Source organism: Halomarina halobia (genome assembly GCF_029338575.1).
In the GTDB taxonomy this organism is placed as follows: domain Archaea; phylum Halobacteriota; class Halobacteria; order Halobacteriales; family Haloarculaceae; genus Halomarina; species Halomarina halobia.
This window is the reverse complement of record NZ_CP119992.1, coordinates 1455798-1475876: the sequence shown is the minus strand read 5'-3', so window position 1 is coordinate 1475876 and position 20079 is coordinate 1455798. Positions and strand designations below refer to the sequence as shown.

Here is a 20079-nt window from a genome sequence, read left to right as displayed (position 1 = left end):
CGTCCGTTCGTCGCAGAAATCATGGGCGCTGCAGGGCTTGAACCACGGTCGCTCACGTCCGTTCGCTCCTCGATTCAAATCCCTCGGAGCCGTTTTCACGGCTCGCTTCGCTCGCCGGAAACGGGCGCTGCAGGATTTGAACCCGCGGCAACTTGGTCCGAAGCCAAGCACTCTGTCCAGACTGAGCTAAGCGCCCTCGGTTCAATTCAGTGGGGTCGCCGATTTAACTCTGTCCAATCGACCCCTGGTCGGATACCTACTCGAGGTGGGCACGTCAGCACTGATAACTGCCGAGTGTCGGAGGCACCCTGACCGGATCGGTCGTTCCGGTAGTCGGGATCGACGGACGTCGGGGTAACGTGGGTCTAGCCGACCACGCGACCCCGACACAGAGACCGGAGTAAGGGGATGTCGAGGCGTGAATTCAGGGGAGCGACTCGCACGCGACGCCGTCGTCGTCGCCGTCGAGCCGGTGCGGATCGCTCGGGTCCCGATCGAGCACCCGCTGGGCCTGGTCCTGGGTATCGAAGTGGTCACAGTCGTAATCGCCGTCGGACGGCTTCGGTGGGAGGTCCGCGTCGTCGCTCGGTTCTGGTGTCGGCTCGGGCGTCGACGGCGGGCCGTCGAACCCCCACACGCCGACGTCGTTCCGCTGCGCGGTCGCCTCGATGTCGGCGAACCGGTCGCGCTCGGAGAACGAACTGTCGTAGAGCCGCGCGTAGCCGCGTCTGAGCAGCTGCGCATTGAAGTTCGCGCCGTCGAGGGAGACGTAGACCAACAGTCGGTTGTAGTATCCACGGCGGTCGGCCTGCGGATCGACGGCGATTCGCACGCGTTCGCCCTCGAGTTCGTCCGCGGCGAACCGTGACGCGCGCTGGCCCCAGTCGTAGAGCCAGTCTCGCCCGGCTGTCGTGTTGGGGATCCCCTCGAACTCATCGGGGTCGACCCGGCTCAGCGTCGTCTCCGGCGTGTCGACCCCGATGAGTCGGATCGTGTCCACCTCGCCGTTCGGGAATCGGACTTCCATCGTATCGCCGTCGACGACGCGCGTGACGGTGACGGTCCACTCGGAGCCATCACCCGGCCCGCGAGCGGCTGGCGTATCGCCGGGTGTCGACGTCGTCTGTCGGCTCGGCGTCGCCGTCGAACGCGGCGTGGGCGTCGCGTCCGGCGTAGAATCCGACGCAGGGGCCGAGGTCGGGGTTTCCGTCGGTGCTCCGCCGGCCGCCGAGTCCGGTGCCGCCGTGGATCGCGCCTCTGTCGTCTCCGACGGTTCTGTAGTCGGTACGGCACCGGTGGGGTCGGCGTCCGAAGCGTTGCTGCCCTGTGACGCGGACGGTCCCGCTGCGGACGGCGGTGAGTCGCCCGGGACCACCGCGAAGACGACGCCCACGAGCACGAACAGGTAGACGAACGATGCGGCTCCCGTCTTCCATCCGGGTTCCGACAGCCCCGGCAGACGACCGAGCGGCGTGTCACCGACGACGTCCGCGAGCCCTCGCCGGTTCGTCGCGAGAGCGACCGGGACGTAGACGAGCGCGATGAGCAACGTGAACGGGAACAGGACGACGGCCACGACGGCGAGCGCGACGTTGCGCTTCGTCGCCCCCGGCTTCATGCCCGGAACGTGTCTCGCTATCTCCATTGATTGATGACAGTACGATGGCGAATCCAGGCATAAGTCTATCCCTCGAAAACGTCGATTCCGCCCTCGAGGAGCTCGGAGACTGACGAACACGTATCATTTCGTGACTGTCACGGATGCTCTGCAGAGCGTCGCCGGAGAACCCCATCCGTCGGTTTCGCGGGCTTTATCCCACGCGTGGGATACCGAGACGTATGCGCGAGACGCTCCGCGGACTGGTCGAACTCACCCGTCCGGTGAACGCGATCGCCGCGGGCGTGCTCACCCTGATCGGCGCGTACGTCGCGGAGGGCATCGCCGGCCGTCCGGCCGCCGCGGCGGCCGCCGCGATCGCGACCGTCCTCGCGGTGGGGGCCGGCAACGCCATCAACGACTACTTCGACGCGGACATCGACCGCATCAACGCGCCGGGACGGCCCATCCCCCGCGGCGCGGTCGCGGAGCGAGCGGCGCTCGCGTTCAGCGTCGCCCTGTTCGCCGTCGCCGTCGGACTGGCGCTCACCCTGCCGCTCCTCGCGCTCGCGCTCGCGGCGTTCAACCTGCTGGCGCTGGTCGCCTACACGGAGTTCTTCAAGGGACTGCCGGGCGTCGGCAACGCCGTCGTCGCCTACCTCGGGGGGAGCACGTTCCTCTTCGGCGGGGCGGCCGTCGAGGGCGACCTCGCGCCGGTCGTCGCGCTCTTCGCGCTCGCCGCGCTCTCGACGTTCACCCGCGAGGTGATCAAGGACGTGGAGGACCTCGCCGGGGATCGCGAGGAGGGACTCAACACGCTTCCCATCGCCGTCGGCGAGCGCCGCGCGCTCCTGCTGGGGACCGCCTGCCTGGTCGTCGCGGTACTCGCCAGCCCGCTCCCCTACCTGACCGGGACGCTCGGGCTCGCCTACCTCGCGCTCGTGATCCCGGCGGACCTCGTCATGCTCGCGGCCGCGGCGGAGAGCTTCTCCGATCCGACCGGGGGCCAGACGCACATCAAGTACGGGATGTTCCTCGCGGCGGCGGCGTTCGTCGTCGGGCGGGCGGTCGCGCTGTGAGCGTCGCGTCCGGAGCGACCTGAGCGGCCCGAGCGGTCCCGAGAACCCGGAACCCCGGGAATCCGAGAACCCGAGCGGTCTCGAACGATCCCGAGCGACGCCACGCTTTTGCACGCGGCGGGGGTAGTCTGGGGTATGCCCGTCGAATCAGACGCGGAACTCAGGGATGTCCTGGGACAGGAGACGATCGCCGTGGTCGGATGCTCGGCGACGCCCGGCAAGGACGCCCACGAGATCCCGGAGTACCTGCGCGAGCACGGATACGAGGTCGTCCCGGTCAACCCCTACGCCGACGAGATCTTCGGACGCGAGCCGTACGACTCGCTGACCGAGGTCGAGGAGGAGATCGACGTCGTCGACGTGTTCCGCCCGAGCGAGGAGGTGTCGGGGATCGTAGACCAGGTGCTCGAGCGCGACGACGTGGACATCGTCTGGCTGCAGCTCGGCATCCGCGACGACGAGGCGGGCGAGCGCGTCGAGGAATCCGGCCGGCGGTTCGTTCAGGACCACTGCATGAAGGTCGAACACGGCCGGCTGATGGACTGAACCGAGTCAGGCGTCGCGCGTCGGCTCCGCGTCGTCGGCTCCCGGCCCGTCGTTCGCGCCGCCGTCGGCGCTCGTGCTCGTATCCGTACCTGCGCTCGCGCCGTCCGCTGCTTCGGCCTCCTCGATCGACGCCTCGGCGAGCACGGCGTCCACGTCGATCCCCTGCTCGCGCGCGACGGCTTCGAGCAGCACGCGGTTGTCCTCGGCGGTTCTATCGACGCGCTCGACCGTCTCGCGCACCTCGACCAGCTGCTGGCGCAGGTCGTTGAGCTTTTCGTAGACGTCCTCTGCCATCGCGGCGACCTTCTGGAGCTTCGATGCGGTTCCTCCGAGTCCCATACCCGTGTACGCGGGGCGAAGCCACCTGTGCCTTGCGGACTCGTGGCCGAACGGGATCTCCCGCGTCTCGCCTCCGTCGGACGTGTTGCGTGCCGTGGCGATTAAGCCCCTCGCGGCCGGCCCTCCCGTATGGACGACACCCGCCTCGCCCCCGCAGTCGGCACCGCCGCGTGCCTCGCCGTCGTGGCCGTCCTCGCTCTCCCCTACCTCATCGTCGACAGCGCGACCGCCGTCGGGACGTACTACGCCAGGGGCGTCATCGACCCGCAGTTCGCCGGTCTGTTCGCCCTCGTCTGCGTCATCGTCTTCGCCGCGGGCAGAGCGGGACGCTCGGACCCCGCGCTGGCGGCGGGCGCGGCGCTCGTCTTCGGTCTGTTCGTCCTCCTCCTCTGTCTGCTGTGGGCGCTCACGGTCCCAACCGAACTGGTGTTCTCGCTGACGCGGGAGACGACGATCGAGTACCACCGGCACCTGCTCGTCGCCGTCGCGGCGCTCGTCCCCGCCAGCGCGCTGTGGTACGCCCGCGCGCTCGGACTGGTCTGATCGACGGGCTGCTGTGGATCGACGGATCGACACACCGACCACCGCCACACCGGGTACCGACGAACGACGAAACCGGCGTACCGAAAGGCGTTTATTCGGCAACCGGCTACGTTCAGATCGGACTAGGTCGGGCAGTTAGGCCCTGCTCACAACCCGCACTACGGTCTTCAGCGGGGACCGAACCCCGGGCGCGTCCGGTCAGACCGGTACGGGCCCCGCAAGCCGACGCAGAAGCCTCGTCCGTCGGGGGCAGCGGTCCACGGCGGAGCGCCTGCAGGGGCGCTTCGTCGCGGTTAACCGTGGACAGCCCGCCAGGCGCGGAAGCGAGCAGCGGACCCGCGGACACCTGTCGCTCGACGGGTCGCGGGGTGGAGGAGGTGCGCGGGATTCCCCGTACCGGAACGCCGGGCAACCCCGGGCGTCCGTTCCATTCATCGACAACCACCTTTTGAACTGCTACCTTTTACTGCGGTCGCGTGCGGCCGACCGCGAAGCGGGTCGGCCGCGGCTCCCTGGTAAAAGCTGGATCAAAACCCTCCTCACCCCCTCAGTCGCTGCGCTCCTTCGGGGGTTCCGTCGGTCCGCTCGCTCGGCGCTTCGCGCCTCGCTCGCGGCCGGCAGCGCCGGCCGTTCGCGGTGTTCGCGGAACGCTCCGATCCCCGCGCTCCTCGCGGATGCCACGCTGGTGCTATCGGTGGTGTTCGGGTCGGTCAGGTGGTCACCCGGTCCGTACTTTTATAACCGAGAGCAGGACCAGAGACCCCCGTGACGTGAGAACCGTCGCGGGGCGCTTCGCGGTTGTGCGACGCCACGCCCCGCGAATCCGCCCGCGGCGTCGCCTGCACGCCAGGACGGTTCGCTGCGCACACCTTCGACGTGCCGGCAAACCGTCCACTGAGACCGCGTCTCACCCCTCGCTTCACTCGGGGGTTCAGCGCGTCCGCTCGCTCGTTTCACTCGCTCGTAGTGCCAACGCTCGACAGGTCGGGCGGGAGAGGCGGAGCGGCGGTCGAGCGAGAGAGGGATGGAGTGAGGACGGCCCAGCGGTCAGTCGTCGGCCGTCTCGGCCACCGTCGCGCCGTTGGCGAGTTCGATGCCGCCGTGAACGTCCACCTGCGGGAAGGGGATGTTGATGCCCGCCTCGTCGAACGCCCGCTTCACGTTCGTGACGTACTCCCCGCGGACGCGCGTGAAGTCGGCGCGCGAGGGGTCGGCGATCCAGAAGCGCGACTGGAGACCGACGTAGGAGTCCGCCAGTTCCGTCAGTCGCACCGAGGGCGCGGGGGTGTCGAGGATCTCGGGGTGCTTCGTCGCCTCCTCGACGATGACGTCGGTCGCCCGTTCGATGTCGTCGTCGTAGCCGATGCCGAACAGGAACTGCAGCCGGAGTTTGTCCTTCGCGACGGGGTTCTTGATCACGTCGTCGGTGAGCGCCGCGTTCGGCACCGTCAGCAGTTCATTGTCGAAGGTCCGCACCCGCGTCACGCGCAGGCTGATGTCCTCGACGATGCCGGAGTACTCGTCCCACTCGATCCAGTCGCCGATGCGGAACGGCCTGTCCGTGTAGATGAACACGCCCGCGACCAGGTTCTTGAGCACGTCCTGCATCGCCAGGCCGATCGCGAGCGTCGCCGCGGCCGCCACGGTCGCGAGCGAGGTGAGGAAGCCGTCGTAGCCCGCGAACCCGAACGCGATCGCCACCGCGACGAACGTCACGAGGACGTGGACGACGCGCACCAGCGGCTTCTTCGCGTGCGCGTCCACCTCCCGCGAGTCGAGGACGCGCCCCGCGAGGGGGAGGATCGTCGCCCGACTGACGGCGTAGACGACGACGAAGGCGATGACGAAGACGAGCGCCGAGCCGATCGCGTCGGCGATCTGCCCGTCCAGTCCGAACGTGTCCGCGAGTATCTTCGAGATCGCCCCCGTCGCTCTCGACCCCGTCTGGAGGACTCCGTCCTGGGCCATCAGTGGAAGACCGCGGTGTGCCCTCGCGCGTCGACGAGGTCCGCGTCGACGTGCTCTGCCAGGTCCGCCGCGAGCTCCTCGGTCGTCGTTCCACCGCGGGACGCCCGGAGGAACTTCACCTTCACGAGGTCGCTCTCTCGCAACTGGTCGCGGAGCTCCTCGGCCACCGGTTCGATGCCTCCCTTGCCGACCCAGACGGTCACGTCGAGGTCGTGCGCGCGCGCCTTCAGGTCCTCGTTTGCCATCACCAGCCGTATCGACGCGACGGCTTTGAACCTTGTCAGTTGGGTCGGGCGCGCTCGGTCGCGTCGGCGTCGTCCCGCTCCTCGCGCCGCGGCCGGTAGGGGTAGCGCTTCTGTGCGCCGCAGTCGCAGGTGACGACCACGTGGCCGTCCTGCAGTCGGACGCGGGCGTTCCGCCCCGGCCGGAGGTAGACGTCGCAGGCGTCGCAGGTGAAGCGCTTGAACGTAAGCGGCAGGCCGCAGCGGTTGCGCTCGGCGATCCGCCGCGCGCGTCGCACGTACGCCCGCGAGCGGTCCTCGTGACCCTCAGCGACCGCCCGCCGCGCGAGGTCGTGGAGCCGCTCGATGCGCTCCTCGGGGATTCCCATGGTCGACACACCCGACGGCCGTACATCCGCGTTGCGTTGTGGTCCGAAGTCGGTACGGTTAATCGCCGCCCGCGAACAGCGACGGTATGCGCGTCTGTCACTACCTCGAACTCGAATCCCGCCTCGACAGGAGCGGGATCGGCACCTCCGTCGCCCACCAGCGGAAGGCGCTCGCCGACACCGACGTCGAGCTTCTCGTCTCGCCGTGGCGCGGGGGGACGCCGAGACGGGCGCTCTCTCACGCGCTCGTCGGGGATGGCGCGTTCGACCAGTTCGACCTCGCACACTGCAACGTGGTCGGGCCGGGGTCGGTCGCGGTCGCCCGACACGCCCGCCGGAACGGCGTCCCCCTCGTCCTCCACGCGCACGTCACGAGCGAGGACTTCGCCGAGAGCTTCCGCGGCTCGACCGCGGCGGGACCCCTGCTCCGTCGCTATCTGCGGTGGTTCTACTCGCAGGCAGACCTCGTGCTCTGCCCGAGCGAGTACACGAAGCGGGTGCTCGAGTCCTACCCCGTGGACGCGCCGATCAGACCCATCTCCAACGGGGTGGACCTCGAGTCGCTGGCGGGCTTCGAGGACCTCCGCGGGGAGTACCGGGCGCGCTACGACCTGGAGGGGATGGTCGTCTTCGCGCTCGGCAACGTCTTCGAGCGCAAGGGGTTGACGGACTTCTGCCGGCTCGCGGAGACCACCGACTACGACTTCGCGTGGTTCGGGACCTACGACACCGGACCGCATGCGAGCCCGACGGTCCGGCGGTGGACGCGCGACCCGCCGGAGAACGTCACCTTCACCGGCTGGGTGGACGACAAGCGCGGCGCGTTCGCCGCGGGCGACGTGTTCTGCTTCCCGGCGAAGGTCGAGAACCAGGGGATCGTCGTCCTGGAGGCGATGGCCTGCGGGAAGGCGGTCGTCCTCCGGGACCTCCCCGTCTTCCGCGAGTTCTACACCGACGGCGAGGACTGCCTGCTGTGCGAGACGCGAAGGGAGTTCCGCGCGGCGCTCGACCGACTCGCGAGCGATCCCGACCTGCGCGAGCGCCTCGGCGAGAGCGCCCGCGAGACCGCGGCCGAGCACGGCCTCGACCGGGTGGGTGAGGAACTCACGGCCGCCTACCGGCGAGTCACAAACGATTAACCCTCCCGCGGCGGACTCTCGGGAAATGCGACCGGACGTGGCCGTCTTCACCGACACGTACCTCCCCACGGTGAACGGCGTGACCTACACCATCGAGACGTGGAGCGACCGCTGGCGTCGCCGTGGCGGACGGATGGACGTGGTCTACCCGAAGAGCGACCACGCGCCGAGGACCGGCGAGTACCCCGTCTTCAGTCTGCCCTTTCCCTTCTACGACGGCTTCCACGTCGGGTTACCTCGGGTTCCGAGCGCGGTGCGCGACGTGGACCTCGTCCACTCGCACACGCCCTTCGGGGTCGGACTGGCCGGGTATCGCCTCTCGCGGCGGCGCGACCTCCCGTTCGTCGTCTCCTTTCACACGCCCACCTCCGAGTACGCCGACTACCTCTTCGACAGTCGCCTCGCGAGGGTCGTCTCGCGCGCCGCGAACGACTACGAGACCGCCTACCTCAACCGCGCGGACCACGTCGTCACGCCGAGCCAGAGCGCCCGGGCGAGGCTGATCGAGCGGGGCGTCACCGCCCCCGTCACCGTCGTCCCGAACGGGATCGACGTCGAGCGGTTCGCCCCGGCCGACGGCGACGCCTTCCGCGCGAAGTACGACCTCCCCGACGGCCCGCTCCTCGGCTACACGGGCCGCCACGGCCAGGAGAAGCGCCTGCAGGACGTGATCGCCGCCGCCGAGGGCCTCGACATCCCGGTCGTCTTCGGCGGTGACGGCCCTGCGCGGCCGATGCTCGAACGCCGCGCGGCCGAGTCGAACGCCGACGTGCGCTTTCTCGGCTTCCTCGACCGCGACGAACTCCCCGCGTTCTACTCCGCGCTCGACGTGTTCGCCTTCCCGAGTCCGGTCGAGACGCAGGGACTGGTCGCGCTGGAGGCCAACGTCTGCGGAACGCCGGTCGTCGGGGTGAACGAGGGAGCGCTCGCCGACACCATCGAGGAGGGATCGACCGGATATCACTACCAGCCCGGGGACGTCGACGGCTTCCGGCGCGCCATCGAGCGGGCGCTCGACGAGCGCGACCGACTCCGCGCCTCCTGTCTCGCCACCCGCGAGCGCGTGAGCGTGGAGCACGCCGTGAGCGTTCTCGAGACGGTGTATTCGATAGTGCTGGAACAGTCCTAAAGAGCTATACGTCCACGGCCAAGTCGTCACCGCATGGTACGCGGACTGTTCACGTCGCGGCTTCGCGTCGTCGCGACGATCGTACTCGTGCTCACCGGGAGCGTCGCGGGGGCGCTGGTCACCGGCGTCGTCGGTGCGCCGTCCGTCGCGGGCGTCGAGAACCGCTTCGGCGCGGTCAACGAGTCGCGGACGGTCGTCCACACCGACCTACACGTCCGGAACCCGAACCCGATCGGCGTCCGGTTCGGCGGGACGACGGTGAACTACACCGTGGCGATGAACGAGGTCGTCCTGGCGAGCGGCGAGAAGGAGGGCATCGGCATCGAGTCCGGGAACGCGACGCTCTCGTTCGTCACGTCGATGGAGAACGAGCGGATCCCCGAGTGGTGGGTGACGCACGTCAGAAACGGCGAGACGACGCGCGTTCACGTCGACGCGCGCGTCCGCTCCTCGCTGCTCGGGCGGACGTTCGCCGTCCCTCAGGAGCGGACCGTGGAGACCGACGTCATCGGCCAGTTCCGCTCGACGGAGGACCGACCGGTTCGCGCCGACTCCCCGCTCGCACCGGATCCGGTGCTGATCGTCCGCGAGACGGACGCGCGGTGGGGCGCGGTGACCGCCGACCGAACGCCCATCGAGACGCGCTTCGTCGTCTACAACCCGAACTCGTCGCCGTACGTGCTCACCGAGATCGGGTACGAGATGACGATGAACGACGTCCCCGTGGGGAGCGGCGCGAGCGAGCGCGCCCACGTGATCGAACCGGGAACCGAGGAGGCGATCGACGCGACGACGGCCATCCGAAACGCCCGCCTCGACGAGTGGTGGGTGTCGCACCTCGAACGGAACCAGGTGACCGACCTCCGCATCGACTTCTACGCGAAACTCGAACTGCCCTCCGGCGCGACGATCCGCCTCCCGCTCGACGCCCTGACCTACACGGAGACGATCGAGACGGACGTCTTCGGGACGAAGAACGCGACCGCCGGGGCCGAGGCGAACGCCTCGGCGGAGGGCGGCGCGAACGGGACGACGGACGAGGGGACGGACGACGCTGACGAGGAGGGGACGAACTCGTCCGCCGCGACGCCGACGCCCACCGACGAACCGACCGACGGCTCCGCGCCGACGGACGACGGCGCTGACGGCGACGACGGTGGCCTCCTCTCGGCGCTCGCCCCCGCACGCGCCGGAAACTGACGCGCCGGCACCCGCTCGCGCTTCTTCGCCGGGCGTTCCGGTTCCGACCGCAGACCGCACTCGGAGGTCCGTGGGTGCGGAGAAGGAGGCGACCGAGCTACTGGATCGGCGGAGCGACCGAGCTACCGGATCGTCGTGTGCTCGCTCTCGGCGTTGAGCGCGAGGTTCGTGGCGATCTCGGCGTTGCGGACGGCGTACTGCGCGGTCTGCTGCAGGCTGACGAGCACCTCGCGCACCTCGAGCAGGTCCTCGTTCGGCATCTCGGGCAGTTCGCTCAGGATCTCCCGCTCGCGGTCCTTGATCTCCGCGAACAGGCGGCGCACCTCGATCGCCGTGTCGTAGTCGCGGTCGACCGCGGAGCTCACGCCCTTCTCGGTGATCTCGTTCACCTGGTCGGTGAACTCGCGGATCTTCCGCATCGTGGGTTGATCGACCTTCAGCTCGTGGCCCTCGGCGTTGAGCGCGATCTCGGCGATGTCCTCCGCGTTGTCGGCGGTGAGTTCGAGGTTCTTGGCGATCGAGCGGTAGCCGATGAGCGCGAAGCCGTCGTCGAGCCCCAGGGCGTTCGTCAGGTTCGGGTTCTGAAAGGCGGTGAAGATGAGGCGAAGCAGGAGGACGAAGATCTTGTTCGCCTGCCGCTCGCGGTTGAGCGCGCGCTGGGCGAGGTCGGGATTGCCGTGGGCGAGCGCGCGGATCGCCTCGTTGCGCATCGTCTGGCCGGTCGCCTCGAGGCGTTCGAGCAGGTTGTCGAGCGTGAAGTCCTCCGGGTCGACCGAACACCGGATGGCGATGCGGTCGGGCGTCTCCTCGATGACGCCGAGGCCCATCAGCTGCGTCTCGGCGTTGTAGACGGCGTTGATGTGCGCGCTGTCGAGCGTCTCGCCCTCCGGGGCCTCCACGTGGATGACCCGCCGCCCGAGGACGTACTGCGCGATGATGGCCCGCTCGACGGCGTCGGCGTCAAGGCTCCCCGCGTGGATGATCGCCTCGCTCTCCTCGCGCTGGACGGACTCGGGCATCACCGTGAGCATCCCCTTGCCGCCGACGCGGATCGAGACCTCGTCCCCCTTCTCTACGTTGTACTGCTTCGCCCACTCCGCCGGTAGCGTCATCGCCAGCGTCGATGGACCCAGTCGCTGGACCTTCCGCGTTTCCATGCACTCGGATAGCGCTCCGAATACCCTTAAGGATATCTCAACATGGCTAGTCTAACCGTCCGGTATAATACTGATAGTCACTCACACGACCGCCGCCGCGCTCACACGAGTTCGACGAGTCGCCGCTCGAACCGGCCGGTTCGCACGCGGTGCCACCCCCGTAGCTCGTCGTCGAGGTCGGGGTCGCCGGTGTCCGCCCGCAGGACGCCGATGCCGTCGAGTTTCGACCGCGAGGCGACGATCTGTACGTCGGAGCGGCGGAGCACCGCGGGCGAGAGTTGCTGGTTACCGCGCCCGAAGACGAACCCCTGTCCGCCGATGGGCGAGACGACGACGACGTTCCGATCGGAGAGCGCGTCGAGGATCTCGCGCTCCCCGCCGTCGCGGACGAGCACCTCCCCGTCGCGCCAGACGTCCACGCCGAGCGGCGACCCCTCGAAGCCGAGTTCGCGCTCGATCGCCCCGACGGTGCTCCCCGGTCCGAACACGTAGGTCGTCCCCGGTTCGACGTCGTCCGCGACGCCCGCCGCCAGCGACTCGACGCTCCCCCCGCCCAGTTGCTTTCCCGCCTGCACCTCCTCGGCCACCGGAACCGAGACGACGGCCTTCAGTTCGGTGTGGACCTCCCCCTCGCGGTAGTCGTCCTCGTCGATGTCGTTGATCTCGCGGGCCTCGACCCGCTCGTAGGTGGCGGCGATCCGACCCGCGGCGCGCGGGGTCACCGCGAAGACCGAGGAGTAGACCTTCACCCCGGCCGGGACGCCGAGCATCGGCGTCCCGGTCCCCGCCGCCTCGATCGTCTCGGCCACGTCCACGGCGGTACCGTCCCCGCCGACGAACAGCACGAGGTCGACGCCCGCCTCCAGGAACGCCGCGACGGCCGCCCGGGTGTCGGCCGCGCTCGTCTCCTCGCTGGCCGGGCGGCCGACGACCGTCGGATCGAAGCCCGCGGCGCGCGCCTCCTTCGCGCCCATCGGGTCGCCGTAGGCGAGGAGGTCGGCGGTCCGGTCGCGCTCGAACAGGCCGTCGAGCGCCTCCCGGGCGCGGTCGGGGGCCCGTGTCTCCGCGCCGCGCGCCCGCGCCTCCTCGACCTTCCCGTCCGTCCCCTTCAGTCCGACCCGACCGCCCATCCCCGCGATGGGGTTGAGCACGAACCCGATGCGTCTCACGGGGTGGCGTACTCGGAGGGGCCGCAAAAGCGTCGCGGACGCGGCGTCCCCACGAGGGTGGGACGCACCGCATCGTATCGCTTATGCCCTCCCCGTCGGAACCCGCGCCCATGTACGTGATCTTGCAGGAGGGCGTTCAGGCGGGCGTCGTCGACCTCGCGGGCTACGTGATCGGCATCGGCGGCCTCGCGCTCACCGCCGCGTGGCTCTCCTACCTCTACCGCTAGGGCGGTCCACCGAGCGCGACGGGCGTCACTCCCGTTCCGCGGCTCCCACCAGCGTCGCCCGCTCGCGCAGCCACGCGGCCGCCGCCTCGACCGCCCCTCGGTCCTCGCCGCGGACCTTCACCCGGACGTAGTCCCCCGGATAGCTCCCGACGGTCACGTCGAAGCGATCCCGTAGCTCCTCGAACCGATCGAGCAGCGCGCTCTCGGGTTCGTCCACCGCGACGGTCTCGACGTATCGCCTCGTTCCGGCGAACTCCTCCGCGACGAGCCCGAACATCGCCTTCATCTCCGCCGGGACGCCCGGGAGGACGTAGACGGACTCCAGGACGCACCCCGGCGCGACGCCGACCTCGTTGTGGAGGACCCGCGCCCCGGCGGGGAGGTCCGCCGTCCCCGCGGTGAGGTCCTCGCGGACGTACCCGCCGTGCTCCTCGAGCCAGGCGAGCGCCTCCTCGCTGCGCTCGAGTTCGCGGTCGAACGCCGCGGCGACCGCGTCCATCGTGAGGTCGTCGTGGGTGGGACCGAGCCCGCCGGTCACGACCACGGCGTCGTACTCCCCGTGGTACTCGCGGACGACCGACGCGATGTCCTCGATCCGGTCGGGGACGGTCACGACCCGCTCGACGGTCGCGCCGCGGGCCGTGAGCCGCTCGCCGAGCCACGCGGCGTTCGTGTTCACTGTCTCGCCTGCGAGGAGTTCGTCACCGACGGTCACGACCGCGACGCGCATGCCCCGCGCTACGGCGGGGGACGTTAAAAGTGGGGGCGCTCACTCCTCGCGCGTGTCGAGGCCGACCTCCTGTCGCCGCCGCTCGAGTTCGCGGATCTGCCTGACGTAGTAGGCGCTCCCGACGAGCCCCGCGATGGTGAGGATCCCCGCCAGCGACCCGAAGATAAGCAGGTCCCGATCGAGGTAGTACCGCACCGAGATGCCGCTCGTCTCGACCGACGACCACTCGATGTGGATGCGGCCGTCGACGCGCTCGGTCGTGTACCCGCCGGGCGAGACCTTCCCCAGCAGCGGCACCGCGACATCCGTGTTGGGGGGGATGACGACCTCGTAGGAGGCCCCCTCGACGAACGCCGGCGTGGAGAAGGTCTTCCCGTTGCGCGCGACGGTGAACGCCACCTTGCCGCCCTCCTCCGGCACCTCGATGGTCGCCCGCTCGCGGGACTGCGTGACGGCGAACTCGTCGCTGTCGTTCAGCCCGATGACCGTCCCGTTCGGGTACTGGTATTTGACGGCCGACACGTCGAGCGGCCGTTCGATGCCGAAGGTGTTGCGGTCGTACACCGAGAGGTTCGTCCGGTTCTCGAGGACGTACACCGCCCTGTACTCGTTCGCCCGGACGTCGTAGGTCGCCGTCGCGTCGGTCTCCCAGTCGTAGGAGGCATCCCGGTTCAACTGGTCCTGGCTCAGCTGTCCGGGGCCGAACAGGCTGGTACACCCCGCGCTCATCGTGAGGACGGCGAGCATCGCGAGCGCGAGCAGTCGTCTCATGGAATGACGCAGAGCAGCTCCGAGGGGAGGTAGCCGCCGATGCTGGAGAGCAACCCCGGCGGGTCGGTGTCCTCGCGGCAGACGATGCTCTGTTCGAGGAGGCCGAGGCGTTCTACGGTGACGATGTCCTCGGCGTGGCCCGCGCGGTTGACCGTCGCGCGCACCTCGGCGCGGGTGGCGCTGTTCACGTTCACCCGACCGTCGCCGCGCGTCCAGTCGTAGAGCCGGTCGCGCTCCACGTCGGCCAGTCGGGGTTCGTCGCCGTAGACGAACCGGAGAGGGACGTGCTGGACGAGGCCGAAGCGCCGCCTGACCTGCGAGGGGGTGCCGGGGCCGAGACCGACGTTCCCGGCGGCGATCCGCATCCGTTCGCCCGCGTCGAGGACGAACCCCTCGTCGTCCCACGCCTCGAGCGTACCGACGTACTCCTCGCCCGCCCGGAAGTCGGGGGTGATGGCCCCCCACTCCTCGCGGAGGACGTTGCGCGCGACGACGGCGTCGTCGCCCCCGACCGTCACCGACGGGAAGTCGTCCCTGCGGAGGCCGACGTCCCACGTTACTTCGAGATCGCCGAGGGCGTTTCCGACGAGCGAGTCGAGCGAGTCGAGCGCCCGCCCCCGGGCGTCCCCTCTGACGTAGATCTTCGTTGCGAGAACGACCATCAGACGTCTACGTTCAACTCCTCGCGCAACGCCTCGATGCGCTCGTTCATCGCGTTCACGAGGGCGTCGTTGTTCATCGCGTCCAGGTCCGCCCCGCAACTCGGGCACTGGAAGTTGAACTCCATCGCCTCGCCGAACTCGAAGCGCAGCGACTCCTCGGGACAGAGGTAGAACTCGTGGTCCGCCTCGTACTGACGGCGCTCCTCGAGCGCGTCGAGGAGGTCGTACATCTCCTCCTCGAGCTTCTCGGGGATGTTCTCGTACTCGAACGTCCAGAGATAGGTGAGCCACCCGGAGTCCTCGTCGCGCAGGCGACGGTAACTCGCGAGGTCGTTCTCGTAGAGGATGAAGAGCGCCCGACGAACGTCGTTCAACTCGAGACCGAGTTCCTCCGCGAGTTCCTCGTCGGTCACCTCGCCGTCCGGCGGCGCGGCGGCGACCGGCATGCCCGTGGGACCCACCAATTCGTGGAGATATTTCTGAATAACGGGGTCGTTCAGTAGCTCCTCGAAGGCCATTACGGAAAAGTGCGCGGCTGGGGCGGGTAAAACTTCCGTTCCGGCGAGCGCCCGTCCGCACTCCTATACGTCTCCGGGGCGTCGACTGTCGCATGACGTCAGACCGCGCGCAGTCCCCCTCGTCCGGGGGCCTCCCCGAAGCGGTCGTCGAGACGCTCGAAGCGCTCGACGACCACGACCTCAGACGGGCGATCCTCTACGCGCAGGCGCTCCTCCGCCGGCGACACGGGGACCAGGCGGACATCGAGGCGGGTCCCGGCGAGGAGATCGTTCGCGTCGTCGAGCACGAGGGGTTCACCGAGGTCCACAAGCTCCAGCCCTGTCCGAGCGGCTGCGACGACTGTCCGCACGGTCCCTACGTCTATCACGTCGTGTCGGAGCGACACCCCGACGGCACGGAACACCGCCGCTGGACGCTCATCGGGGAGGAGCATCACGAACCGTAACCGCTCCGACCGGCGGCCGCGCGACCGGTCGGGGGGACGACCCGACCGGAGCGGTGAACCGCCGACCCCCGTGACAGTAGTCCGATCTATCAACACGCCTTAAGTTCTCTCCGGTCCTACCCGCGTCGGTGATTCAAAGTGAGTACTGAAACTTCGAGCGACGCCGAGATGCGGCGGACCGAGAGCACCCTCCACGGGTCGTGGCGACGCCTCATGATCGGCGGCGCGCTGATCGCCATACTGGGCGTTCTCGCGATCGTCTACCCGTTCGTGACCGGCCTGTCGATCTCGATCTTCGTCGGCGTGGCGCTGATCGTCGGCGCGGTCATCCACGTCGCACACGCGTTCTCCGCGGGCGGTTGGAGGGGCGCGCTCTGGCAGGTCGTCCTCGCGCTGGTGTACCTCGTCGCGGGTGTCCTGTTCCTGACGGACCCGGTGCTCGGACTGGTGTCGCTGACGCTCGTGCTGATCGCGTACTTCCTGATCGACGGCGTCGTCGAGATCGCGATGGGTCTCCGGCTTCGCGGGGAGTCACGCTGGGCCTGGCTGGTCGCGAGCGGCGTCGTCTCGCTCGTCCTGGCGGGGCTCATCTGGGCCGGTCTCCCGTCCAGCGCCGTCTGGGCGGTCGGCCTCCTGTTCGGCGTGAGCCTGCTCACGACCGGCATCTCGATGGCCATGGTCGCCATGGGCGGCCGGGACGCGGCCGAGGCGGCCGACGCGACGGCCCGCCGATCGGCGCGCGGCGCGTAACCACGCGCAACCGAGTCGAACGACCGCCCCGTTTCCCGGGGCATCATTCACGTTTCGTGACGAAGTTCCGCTTTTCCGCCGGCGCGGCGCTCGCCTCTGCCCCGGTGACTGTCCACTCTCGCGACCTGCGCGCCAGCTTATCCCCCACGGACGCGTTGTCTCACTGATGTGACCGCCACGACCGACCAGCCGTTCCGCCGGACGAGATCCGGGGCGCTCCGCCGCGCCCGACGCGACCCAACGGGGGTGCCGCCCCCGGAGCCATGACCCCCCGGTTCGACCGCCGCGTCGACCGTCTGCGTGCGGCGCTCTGGGTCGCCGCCGTCGTCATCCTCGGCGTGCTCCTGTTCGTCGCCTACTCGTACGCGGGGACCGTCATCCTCGCGCTGTTCATCTACTACGTCACGCGACCGATCTACTCGCGGCTGCGGCGGGTGATCCCCTCCCGGACGCTCGCCGTGTTCGTCGCGCTCGTCGTCGTCACCCTGCCCGCGGTGGTCGTCTTCGGCTGGACGCTCGCGCTCGCCCTGCAGGAACTGTTCCGGTTCGCCGAGTCGGGGGCGCTCGATCCGTATCGGGGGTACCTCCAGCCGTACATAGACTTCTCGACGCTCGCCGTCGACATCGACACCCTGGTCCGGGAGGGGTTACGTCTCGTCGAGTCGGGTCCGCCGACGAACGGCTACCTGCAGGGTGCCCTCGACGCGCTCGCCGTCTCGTTCGGCCTCCTCGCCGGCGTCGGCATCCACCTGTTCATCGCGCTCGCGCTGGCGTTCTACCTGCTCCGGGACGACCACCGGATCGCCCAGTGGACGCGCGAGACGTTCGGCCTCGGGGGGACGGTCGTGGAGACATACGTCCGGACCGTCGACCGCGACCTCAAGAACGTCTTCTTCGGGAACATCCTCAACGCCTTCCTCACCGGCGCGATCGGCACGGTGGCCTACACGCTGCTCGACGCGGTCGCCCCCTCGCCGGTCGTCGCGATCCCGGCACCCGCGCTGCTCGGGATGCTCACCGGCGTCGCCAGCCTCGTCCCGGTCGTCGGGATGAAACTCGTCTACGTCCCGGTGTTCCTCGCGCTCCTCGCGCGCGGCGCGCTCGACGACCCCGCCGCGCTGTGGTTCCCACTCGCCTTCGCGGCCGTCTCGATCGTGATCGTGGACACCATCCCGGACCTCGTCCTCCGGCCGATCGTCAGCGGGCGGACGCTCCACGTCGGCGCGCTCATGCTCGCCTACCTGTTCGGGCCGCTGCTGTTCGGATGGTACGGCGTCTTCCTCGGGCCGTTCCTGCTCGTGGTCGTCCTCGAGTTCGCGCGCGTCGTCGTCCCGTGGCTGCTCGATCCCGAGCGGGACGTGACGACGACGCTCCCGGAGTTCCGGACGGTCGAGGGGAACGAGGACGGGGTGCGCGATCGGTCGCTCGTCGACCCGACGGAGGAGGGAGCGCCGTCGAAGTGACGATTTGCTATCGCTGTATCCGATATATCGGTGACGACCGCCCCCTCCCGTCTAGCGCGTCCGGCACGCCGCTACTCGTCGCCGTTACTCGAATCGACCGGATCGACCGGCTCCACCCGCTTTCCCGTCGCCTTCGGAACCACGCGGTGGGTCGCGCCCTCCCACTCCCAGTCGAGTTCCCGTCCCTCGAAGAGTCGGTCGAGGAAGACCGCGAGCCCCGCCACCTCGGAATGGGGCTGGTTGGTGACCGCGACGTTCCAGTCCGCGCGCTCGTACACGTCGAAGGGGACCTTCTCCGCGCCGACGACGATCAGCAGGGGTCCCGCCCGGTGGTCGGCGCGGACGTCCCGCTCTACGTCCTGCACGGGGAGGCCGTACATCGTCAGGTGGACGACCGCCCCCGGAAACTCGCGGACGACTCGCTTCGGTTCCTCGGTCTGCTCGACGACGAACGGGCCGCCGAAGCGATCGGTGATGTCCTCGATGGTCTCTCTCGACCTCGTCGCGTTCCCGGTGAGGACGACGCGGTCCGCCCCCAACGCCCGGGCCGTGAGGCCGACGTGGGTCGTCATCCGGTTGTCCCGGCCCGGCCGGTGGCCGAGGCGCAGGACGGCGACTTCGTGATCCCTCATACCGCCGGGATTCGCTTCGGCGCGAGTAGGGCTTTCGGAAGCGGGGCGAGGGCGGAAGCGACTTTACCCGCGAGGGGACCATACCGGGCATGGAACTTCGCGGACGGCGCATCGTCGTCACGGGCGGGGCGGGCCTCGTCGGCTCACGCCTCGCTGCGCACCTCGCGCCCGACAACGACGTCCTCGTCGTGGACGACCTCTCGAACGGCGTCCGCGCGTCCGTCCCCGACGGGGCGACCTTCGTCGAGGGGGACCTCACCGACCCGTCCGTCGTCGCGGACGCCGTCACCGGGGACGTCGATATCGTCTGTCACCTCGCGGCGGCCGACAAGTACGTCGACACCGACCGCCCGCGCGCGCAATTCGAGACGAACACGGCCATCACGTACGCGCTCCTCGAACGCATGGAGGCCGTGGGCGTCGCGAACCTCGCGTTCACCTCCTCGTGTACCGTCTACGGCGAGACGGGCGAACCCACCCCCGAGGACTACGGTCCGCTCGAACCGATCAGCGTCTACGGCGCGACGAAACTCGCCGAGGAGGCCGTCCTCTCCGCGTACGCGCACAGCCACGGCTTCACGGTGTGGACCTTCCGCTTCGCGAACATCGTCGGGCCGCGATTCGGCGCGGGCGTCGTTCCGGACTTCGTCGAGAAACTGCGCGCCGATCCCGAGACGCTCACGATCCTCGGCGACGGCGAGCAGGAGAAGTCCTACATGCACGCCGCGGAGTGCGTCGAGGCGATGCGCTACGTCATCGAGCGCGCGGGCGGCGACCTCAACGTCTACAACCTCGGAACGCGCGACACGACGAGCGTCACCCGCGTCGCCGACATCGTGAGCGAGGAGATGGGACTCGACCCCCGATACGAGTACACCGGGGGCGACCGCGGCTGGACTGGGGACGTCCCGCGGGTGTCCCTCCCCATCGACCGCCTGGCCGAACTCGGGTGGGAGCCCGAACTGACGAGCGACGAGTCCGTCCGCCGCGCGACCCGCGAGTTGCTCGCGACGGCGGACTGACCTCAGATCTCGAATCGCGTCCGCGCCTCGCAGTCCTGTTCGCGGGCGAGCAGTTCCGCGCGCGCCTCGTGGGTCCCCGGTTCGGGGTCCGACCACGCCCCCTCGTAGGTCCGCGACTCCCCCGGCGCGAGCGTCTCCTCCCCCAGCACCTGCGCGAACAGCCGTCCGTCGCTCCAGCGCCAGCGCTCGTCGACCACGAAGTCCGCCCGCGCGGCGTCTGCGAAGGTGAGCGAAACGGGTTCGTCGCCGGTGTTCTCGACGGTGAACGCGAACGTTACCCCCTCGTCGACGGTGGCGCGGAGGTCGCCTCGGAGCATAGCGGACACTGGGCGGCGGAGGCCATAGTTGTGCGGGCGTACACCGTATGACGATATATCGAATC

23 protein-coding genes, 1 tRNA gene and 1 other RNA gene are annotated in these 20079 nt (G+C 69.4%); 11 read left to right on the top strand and 14 right to left on the bottom strand.

Features of this window, described 5'->3' with window-relative positions; all coding sequences use genetic code 11:
* Positions 1-121 precede the first annotated feature (121 nt).
* Positions 122-196 (bottom strand) — tRNA-Arg (locus P1K31_RS07790).
* Positions 197-424: 228 nt separating this feature from the next.
* Positions 425-1645, bottom strand: coding sequence for a thermonuclease family protein (locus tag P1K31_RS07785; protein ID WP_276305718.1), 1221 nt, complete (start codon positions 1643-1645; stop codon positions 425-427).
* Positions 1646-1839: 194 nt separating this feature from the next.
* On the opposite strand from P1K31_RS07785, the gene P1K31_RS07780 reads away from it, so the two are divergent.
* A complete protein-coding gene (locus P1K31_RS07780; RefSeq protein WP_276305717.1) occupies positions 1840-2676 on the top strand; it encodes a geranylgeranylglycerol-phosphate geranylgeranyltransferase in 837 nt (278 codons plus the stop codon).
* Between the two features lie 135 nt (positions 2677-2811).
* Positions 2812-3222, top strand: coding sequence for a CoA-binding protein (locus P1K31_RS07775; protein WP_276305716.1), 411 nt, complete (start codon positions 2812-2814; stop codon positions 3220-3222).
* A gap of 6 nt (positions 3223-3228) precedes the next feature.
* Here P1K31_RS07775 and P1K31_RS07770 read toward each other — a convergent pair whose 3' ends face one another.
* Positions 3229-3561: a DUF5798 family protein gene (locus tag P1K31_RS07770; RefSeq protein ID WP_276305715.1), complete on the bottom strand. Its 333-nt coding sequence runs from the start codon at positions 3559-3561 to the stop codon at positions 3229-3231.
* Between the two features lie 129 nt (positions 3562-3690).
* Between P1K31_RS07770 and P1K31_RS07765 the strand changes: the two genes are divergently transcribed.
* Together P1K31_RS07765 and ffs are read left to right on the top strand one after the other, a co-directional pair.
* Complete coding sequence (locus tag P1K31_RS07765; RefSeq protein WP_276305714.1) at positions 3691-4104, top strand: DUF7548 family protein; 414 nt, start codon at positions 3691-3693, stop codon at positions 4102-4104.
* Positions 4105-4219: 115 nt separating this feature from the next.
* Positions 4220-4532, top strand: an RNA gene (gene ffs, locus P1K31_RS07760) — signal recognition particle sRNA.
* 619 nt (positions 4533-5151) lie between these two features.
* Here ffs and P1K31_RS07755 read toward each other — a convergent pair.
* The 3 genes from P1K31_RS07755 to P1K31_RS07745 are packed head-to-tail and all read right to left on the bottom strand — an operon-like array spanning position 5152 to position 6682.
* Positions 5152-6072 carry a mechanosensitive ion channel family protein gene (locus P1K31_RS07755; protein WP_276305713.1) on the bottom strand — a complete coding sequence of 307 codons (921 nt, stop codon included), beginning with the start codon at positions 6070-6072 and terminating at the stop codon, positions 5152-5154.
* Positions 6072-6317: a YhbY family RNA-binding protein gene (locus P1K31_RS07750; protein WP_276305712.1), complete on the bottom strand. Its 246-nt coding sequence runs from the start codon at positions 6315-6317 to the stop codon at positions 6072-6074. The genes P1K31_RS07755 and P1K31_RS07750 overlap by 1 nt, the downstream gene beginning before the upstream one ends.
* A gap of 35 nt (positions 6318-6352) precedes the next feature.
* Positions 6353-6682: a ribonuclease P protein component 4 gene (locus P1K31_RS07745; RefSeq protein ID WP_276305711.1), complete on the bottom strand. Its 330-nt coding sequence runs from the start codon at positions 6680-6682 to the stop codon at positions 6353-6355.
* A gap of 86 nt (positions 6683-6768) precedes the next feature.
* Between P1K31_RS07745 and P1K31_RS07740 the strand changes: the two genes are divergently transcribed.
* The 3 genes from P1K31_RS07740 to P1K31_RS07730 are packed head-to-tail and all read left to right on the top strand — an operon-like array spanning position 6769 to position 10150.
* Positions 6769-7821, top strand: a complete 1053-nt coding sequence (locus P1K31_RS07740) for a glycosyltransferase family 4 protein (protein ID WP_276305710.1) — start codon at positions 6769-6771, stop codon at positions 7819-7821.
* Positions 7822-7846: 25 nt separating this feature from the next.
* The gene (locus P1K31_RS07735) at positions 7847-8950 is read left to right on the top strand and encodes a glycosyltransferase (RefSeq protein ID WP_276305709.1); all 1104 of its coding nucleotides are present in this window, start codon (positions 7847-7849) and stop codon (positions 8948-8950) included.
* Between the two features lie 33 nt (positions 8951-8983).
* Positions 8984-10150 (top strand): LEA/WHy family protein, encoded by a 1167-nt coding sequence (locus tag P1K31_RS07730; RefSeq protein ID WP_276305708.1) that lies wholly within the window; start codon positions 8984-8986, stop codon positions 10148-10150.
* Between the two features lie 122 nt (positions 10151-10272).
* Here P1K31_RS07730 and P1K31_RS07725 read toward each other — a convergent pair whose 3' ends face one another.
* The 6 genes from P1K31_RS07725 to P1K31_RS07700 form a co-directional block, all read right to left on the bottom strand.
* Positions 10273-11307 carry a phosphate uptake regulator PhoU gene (locus P1K31_RS07725; protein ID WP_276305707.1) on the bottom strand — a complete coding sequence of 345 codons (1035 nt, stop codon included), beginning with the start codon at positions 11305-11307 and terminating at the stop codon, positions 10273-10275.
* Positions 11308-11408: 101 nt separating this feature from the next.
* Positions 11409-12476, bottom strand: coding sequence for an ATP-NAD kinase family protein (locus tag P1K31_RS07720; RefSeq protein ID WP_276305706.1), 1068 nt, complete (start codon positions 12474-12476; stop codon positions 11409-11411).
* Positions 12477-12728: 252 nt separating this feature from the next.
* The gene (locus tag P1K31_RS07715) at positions 12729-13433 is read right to left on the bottom strand and encodes a competence/damage-inducible protein A (protein WP_276305705.1); all 705 of its coding nucleotides are present in this window, start codon (positions 13431-13433) and stop codon (positions 12729-12731) included.
* Between the two features lie 39 nt (positions 13434-13472).
* Positions 13473-14204, bottom strand: coding sequence for a DUF5803 family protein (locus P1K31_RS07710; protein ID WP_276305704.1), 732 nt, complete (start codon positions 14202-14204; stop codon positions 13473-13475).
* On the bottom strand, positions 14201-14866 hold the full coding sequence (locus P1K31_RS07705) for a DUF2110 family protein (protein WP_276305703.1): 666 nt from the start codon (positions 14864-14866) through the stop codon (positions 14201-14203). The genes P1K31_RS07710 and P1K31_RS07705 overlap by 4 nt, the downstream gene beginning before the upstream one ends.
* Positions 14866-15384, bottom strand: coding sequence for a transcription factor (locus P1K31_RS07700; RefSeq protein ID WP_276305702.1), 519 nt, complete (start codon positions 15382-15384; stop codon positions 14866-14868). The genes P1K31_RS07705 and P1K31_RS07700 overlap by 1 nt, the downstream gene beginning before the upstream one ends.
* Before the next feature lie 92 nt (positions 15385-15476).
* On the opposite strand from P1K31_RS07700, the gene P1K31_RS07695 reads away from it, so the two are divergent.
* From P1K31_RS07695 to P1K31_RS07685, 3 genes are all read left to right on the top strand, one after another.
* Positions 15477-15830, top strand: a complete 354-nt coding sequence (locus tag P1K31_RS07695; RefSeq protein ID WP_276305701.1) for a hypothetical protein — start codon at positions 15477-15479, stop codon at positions 15828-15830.
* 138 nt (positions 15831-15968) lie between these two features.
* Complete coding sequence (locus P1K31_RS07690) at positions 15969-16580, top strand: HdeD family acid-resistance protein (RefSeq protein WP_368410851.1); 612 nt, start codon at positions 15969-15971, stop codon at positions 16578-16580.
* Positions 16581-16843: 263 nt separating this feature from the next.
* Entirely contained in the window at positions 16844-18043 is a 1200-nt protein-coding gene (locus P1K31_RS07685) for an AI-2E family transporter (protein WP_276305700.1), read from the top strand.
* A gap of 71 nt (positions 18044-18114) precedes the next feature.
* On the opposite strand, the gene P1K31_RS07680 is transcribed toward P1K31_RS07685, so the two are convergent.
* On the bottom strand, positions 18115-18675 hold the full coding sequence (locus P1K31_RS07680) for a tRNA (cytidine(56)-2'-O)-methyltransferase (protein WP_276305699.1): 561 nt from the start codon (positions 18673-18675) through the stop codon (positions 18115-18117).
* Between the two features lie 89 nt (positions 18676-18764).
* On the opposite strand from P1K31_RS07680, the gene P1K31_RS07675 reads away from it, so the two are divergent.
* Positions 18765-19697 (top strand): NAD-dependent epimerase/dehydratase family protein, encoded by a 933-nt coding sequence (locus tag P1K31_RS07675; RefSeq protein ID WP_276305698.1) that lies wholly within the window; start codon positions 18765-18767, stop codon positions 19695-19697.
* 2 nt (positions 19698-19699) lie between these two features.
* Here the strand turns inward: P1K31_RS07675 and P1K31_RS07670 are convergent, their stop codons facing one another.
* Complete coding sequence (locus P1K31_RS07670) at positions 19700-20014, bottom strand: BsuPI-related putative proteinase inhibitor (protein ID WP_276305697.1); 315 nt, start codon at positions 20012-20014, stop codon at positions 19700-19702.
* Positions 20015-20079 lie beyond the last annotated feature (65 nt).

What these genes read in the sequence shown, in the direction of transcription:
- P1K31_RS07785 (WP_276305718.1), bottom strand. Translation starts at nt 1,645, where the DNA reads ATGGAGATAGCGAGACACGTTCCGGGCATGAAGCCGGGGGCGACGAAG.
- P1K31_RS07780 (WP_276305717.1), top strand. Translation starts at nt 1,840, where the DNA reads ATGCGCGAGACGCTCCGCGGACTGGTCGAACTCACCCGTCCGGTGAAC.
- P1K31_RS07775 (WP_276305716.1), top strand. Translation starts at nt 2,812, where the DNA reads ATGCCCGTCGAATCAGACGCGGAACTCAGGGATGTCCTGGGACAGGAG.
- P1K31_RS07770 (WP_276305715.1), bottom strand. Translation starts at nt 3,561, where the DNA reads ATGGGACTCGGAGGAACCGCATCGAAGCTCCAGAAGGTCGCCGCGATG.
- P1K31_RS07765 (WP_276305714.1), top strand. Translation starts at nt 3,691, where the DNA reads ATGGACGACACCCGCCTCGCCCCCGCAGTCGGCACCGCCGCGTGCCTC.
- P1K31_RS07755 (WP_276305713.1), bottom strand. Translation starts at nt 6,072, where the DNA reads ATGGCCCAGGACGGAGTCCTCCAGACGGGGTCGAGAGCGACGGGGGCG.
- P1K31_RS07750 (WP_276305712.1), bottom strand. Translation starts at nt 6,317, where the DNA reads ATGGCAAACGAGGACCTGAAGGCGCGCGCGCACGACCTCGACGTGACC.
- P1K31_RS07745 (WP_276305711.1), bottom strand. Translation starts at nt 6,682, where the DNA reads ATGGGAATCCCCGAGGAGCGCATCGAGCGGCTCCACGACCTCGCGCGG.
- P1K31_RS07740 (WP_276305710.1), top strand. Translation starts at nt 6,769, where the DNA reads ATGCGCGTCTGTCACTACCTCGAACTCGAATCCCGCCTCGACAGGAGC.
- P1K31_RS07735 (WP_276305709.1), top strand. Translation starts at nt 7,847, where the DNA reads ATGCGACCGGACGTGGCCGTCTTCACCGACACGTACCTCCCCACGGTG.
- P1K31_RS07730 (WP_276305708.1), top strand. Translation starts at nt 8,984, where the DNA reads ATGGTACGCGGACTGTTCACGTCGCGGCTTCGCGTCGTCGCGACGATC.
- P1K31_RS07725 (WP_276305707.1), bottom strand. Translation starts at nt 11,307, where the DNA reads ATGGAAACGCGGAAGGTCCAGCGACTGGGTCCATCGACGCTGGCGATG.
- P1K31_RS07715 (WP_276305705.1), bottom strand. Translation starts at nt 13,433, where the DNA reads ATGCGCGTCGCGGTCGTGACCGTCGGTGACGAACTCCTCGCAGGCGAG.
- P1K31_RS07710 (WP_276305704.1), bottom strand. Translation starts at nt 14,204, where the DNA reads ATGAGACGACTGCTCGCGCTCGCGATGCTCGCCGTCCTCACGATGAGC.
- P1K31_RS07705 (WP_276305703.1), bottom strand. Translation starts at nt 14,866, where the DNA reads ATGGTCGTTCTCGCAACGAAGATCTACGTCAGAGGGGACGCCCGGGGG.
- P1K31_RS07700 (WP_276305702.1), bottom strand. Translation starts at nt 15,384, where the DNA reads ATGGCCTTCGAGGAGCTACTGAACGACCCCGTTATTCAGAAATATCTC.
- P1K31_RS07695 (WP_276305701.1), top strand. Translation starts at nt 15,477, where the DNA reads ATGACGTCAGACCGCGCGCAGTCCCCCTCGTCCGGGGGCCTCCCCGAA.
- P1K31_RS07685 (WP_276305700.1), top strand. Translation starts at nt 16,844, where the DNA reads ATGACCCCCCGGTTCGACCGCCGCGTCGACCGTCTGCGTGCGGCGCTC.
- P1K31_RS07680 (WP_276305699.1), bottom strand. Translation starts at nt 18,675, where the DNA reads ATGAGGGATCACGAAGTCGCCGTCCTGCGCCTCGGCCACCGGCCGGGC.
- P1K31_RS07675 (WP_276305698.1), top strand. Translation starts at nt 18,765, where the DNA reads ATGGAACTTCGCGGACGGCGCATCGTCGTCACGGGCGGGGCGGGCCTC.
- P1K31_RS07670 (WP_276305697.1), bottom strand. Translation starts at nt 20,014, where the DNA reads ATGCTCCGAGGCGACCTCCGCGCCACCGTCGACGAGGGGGTAACGTTC.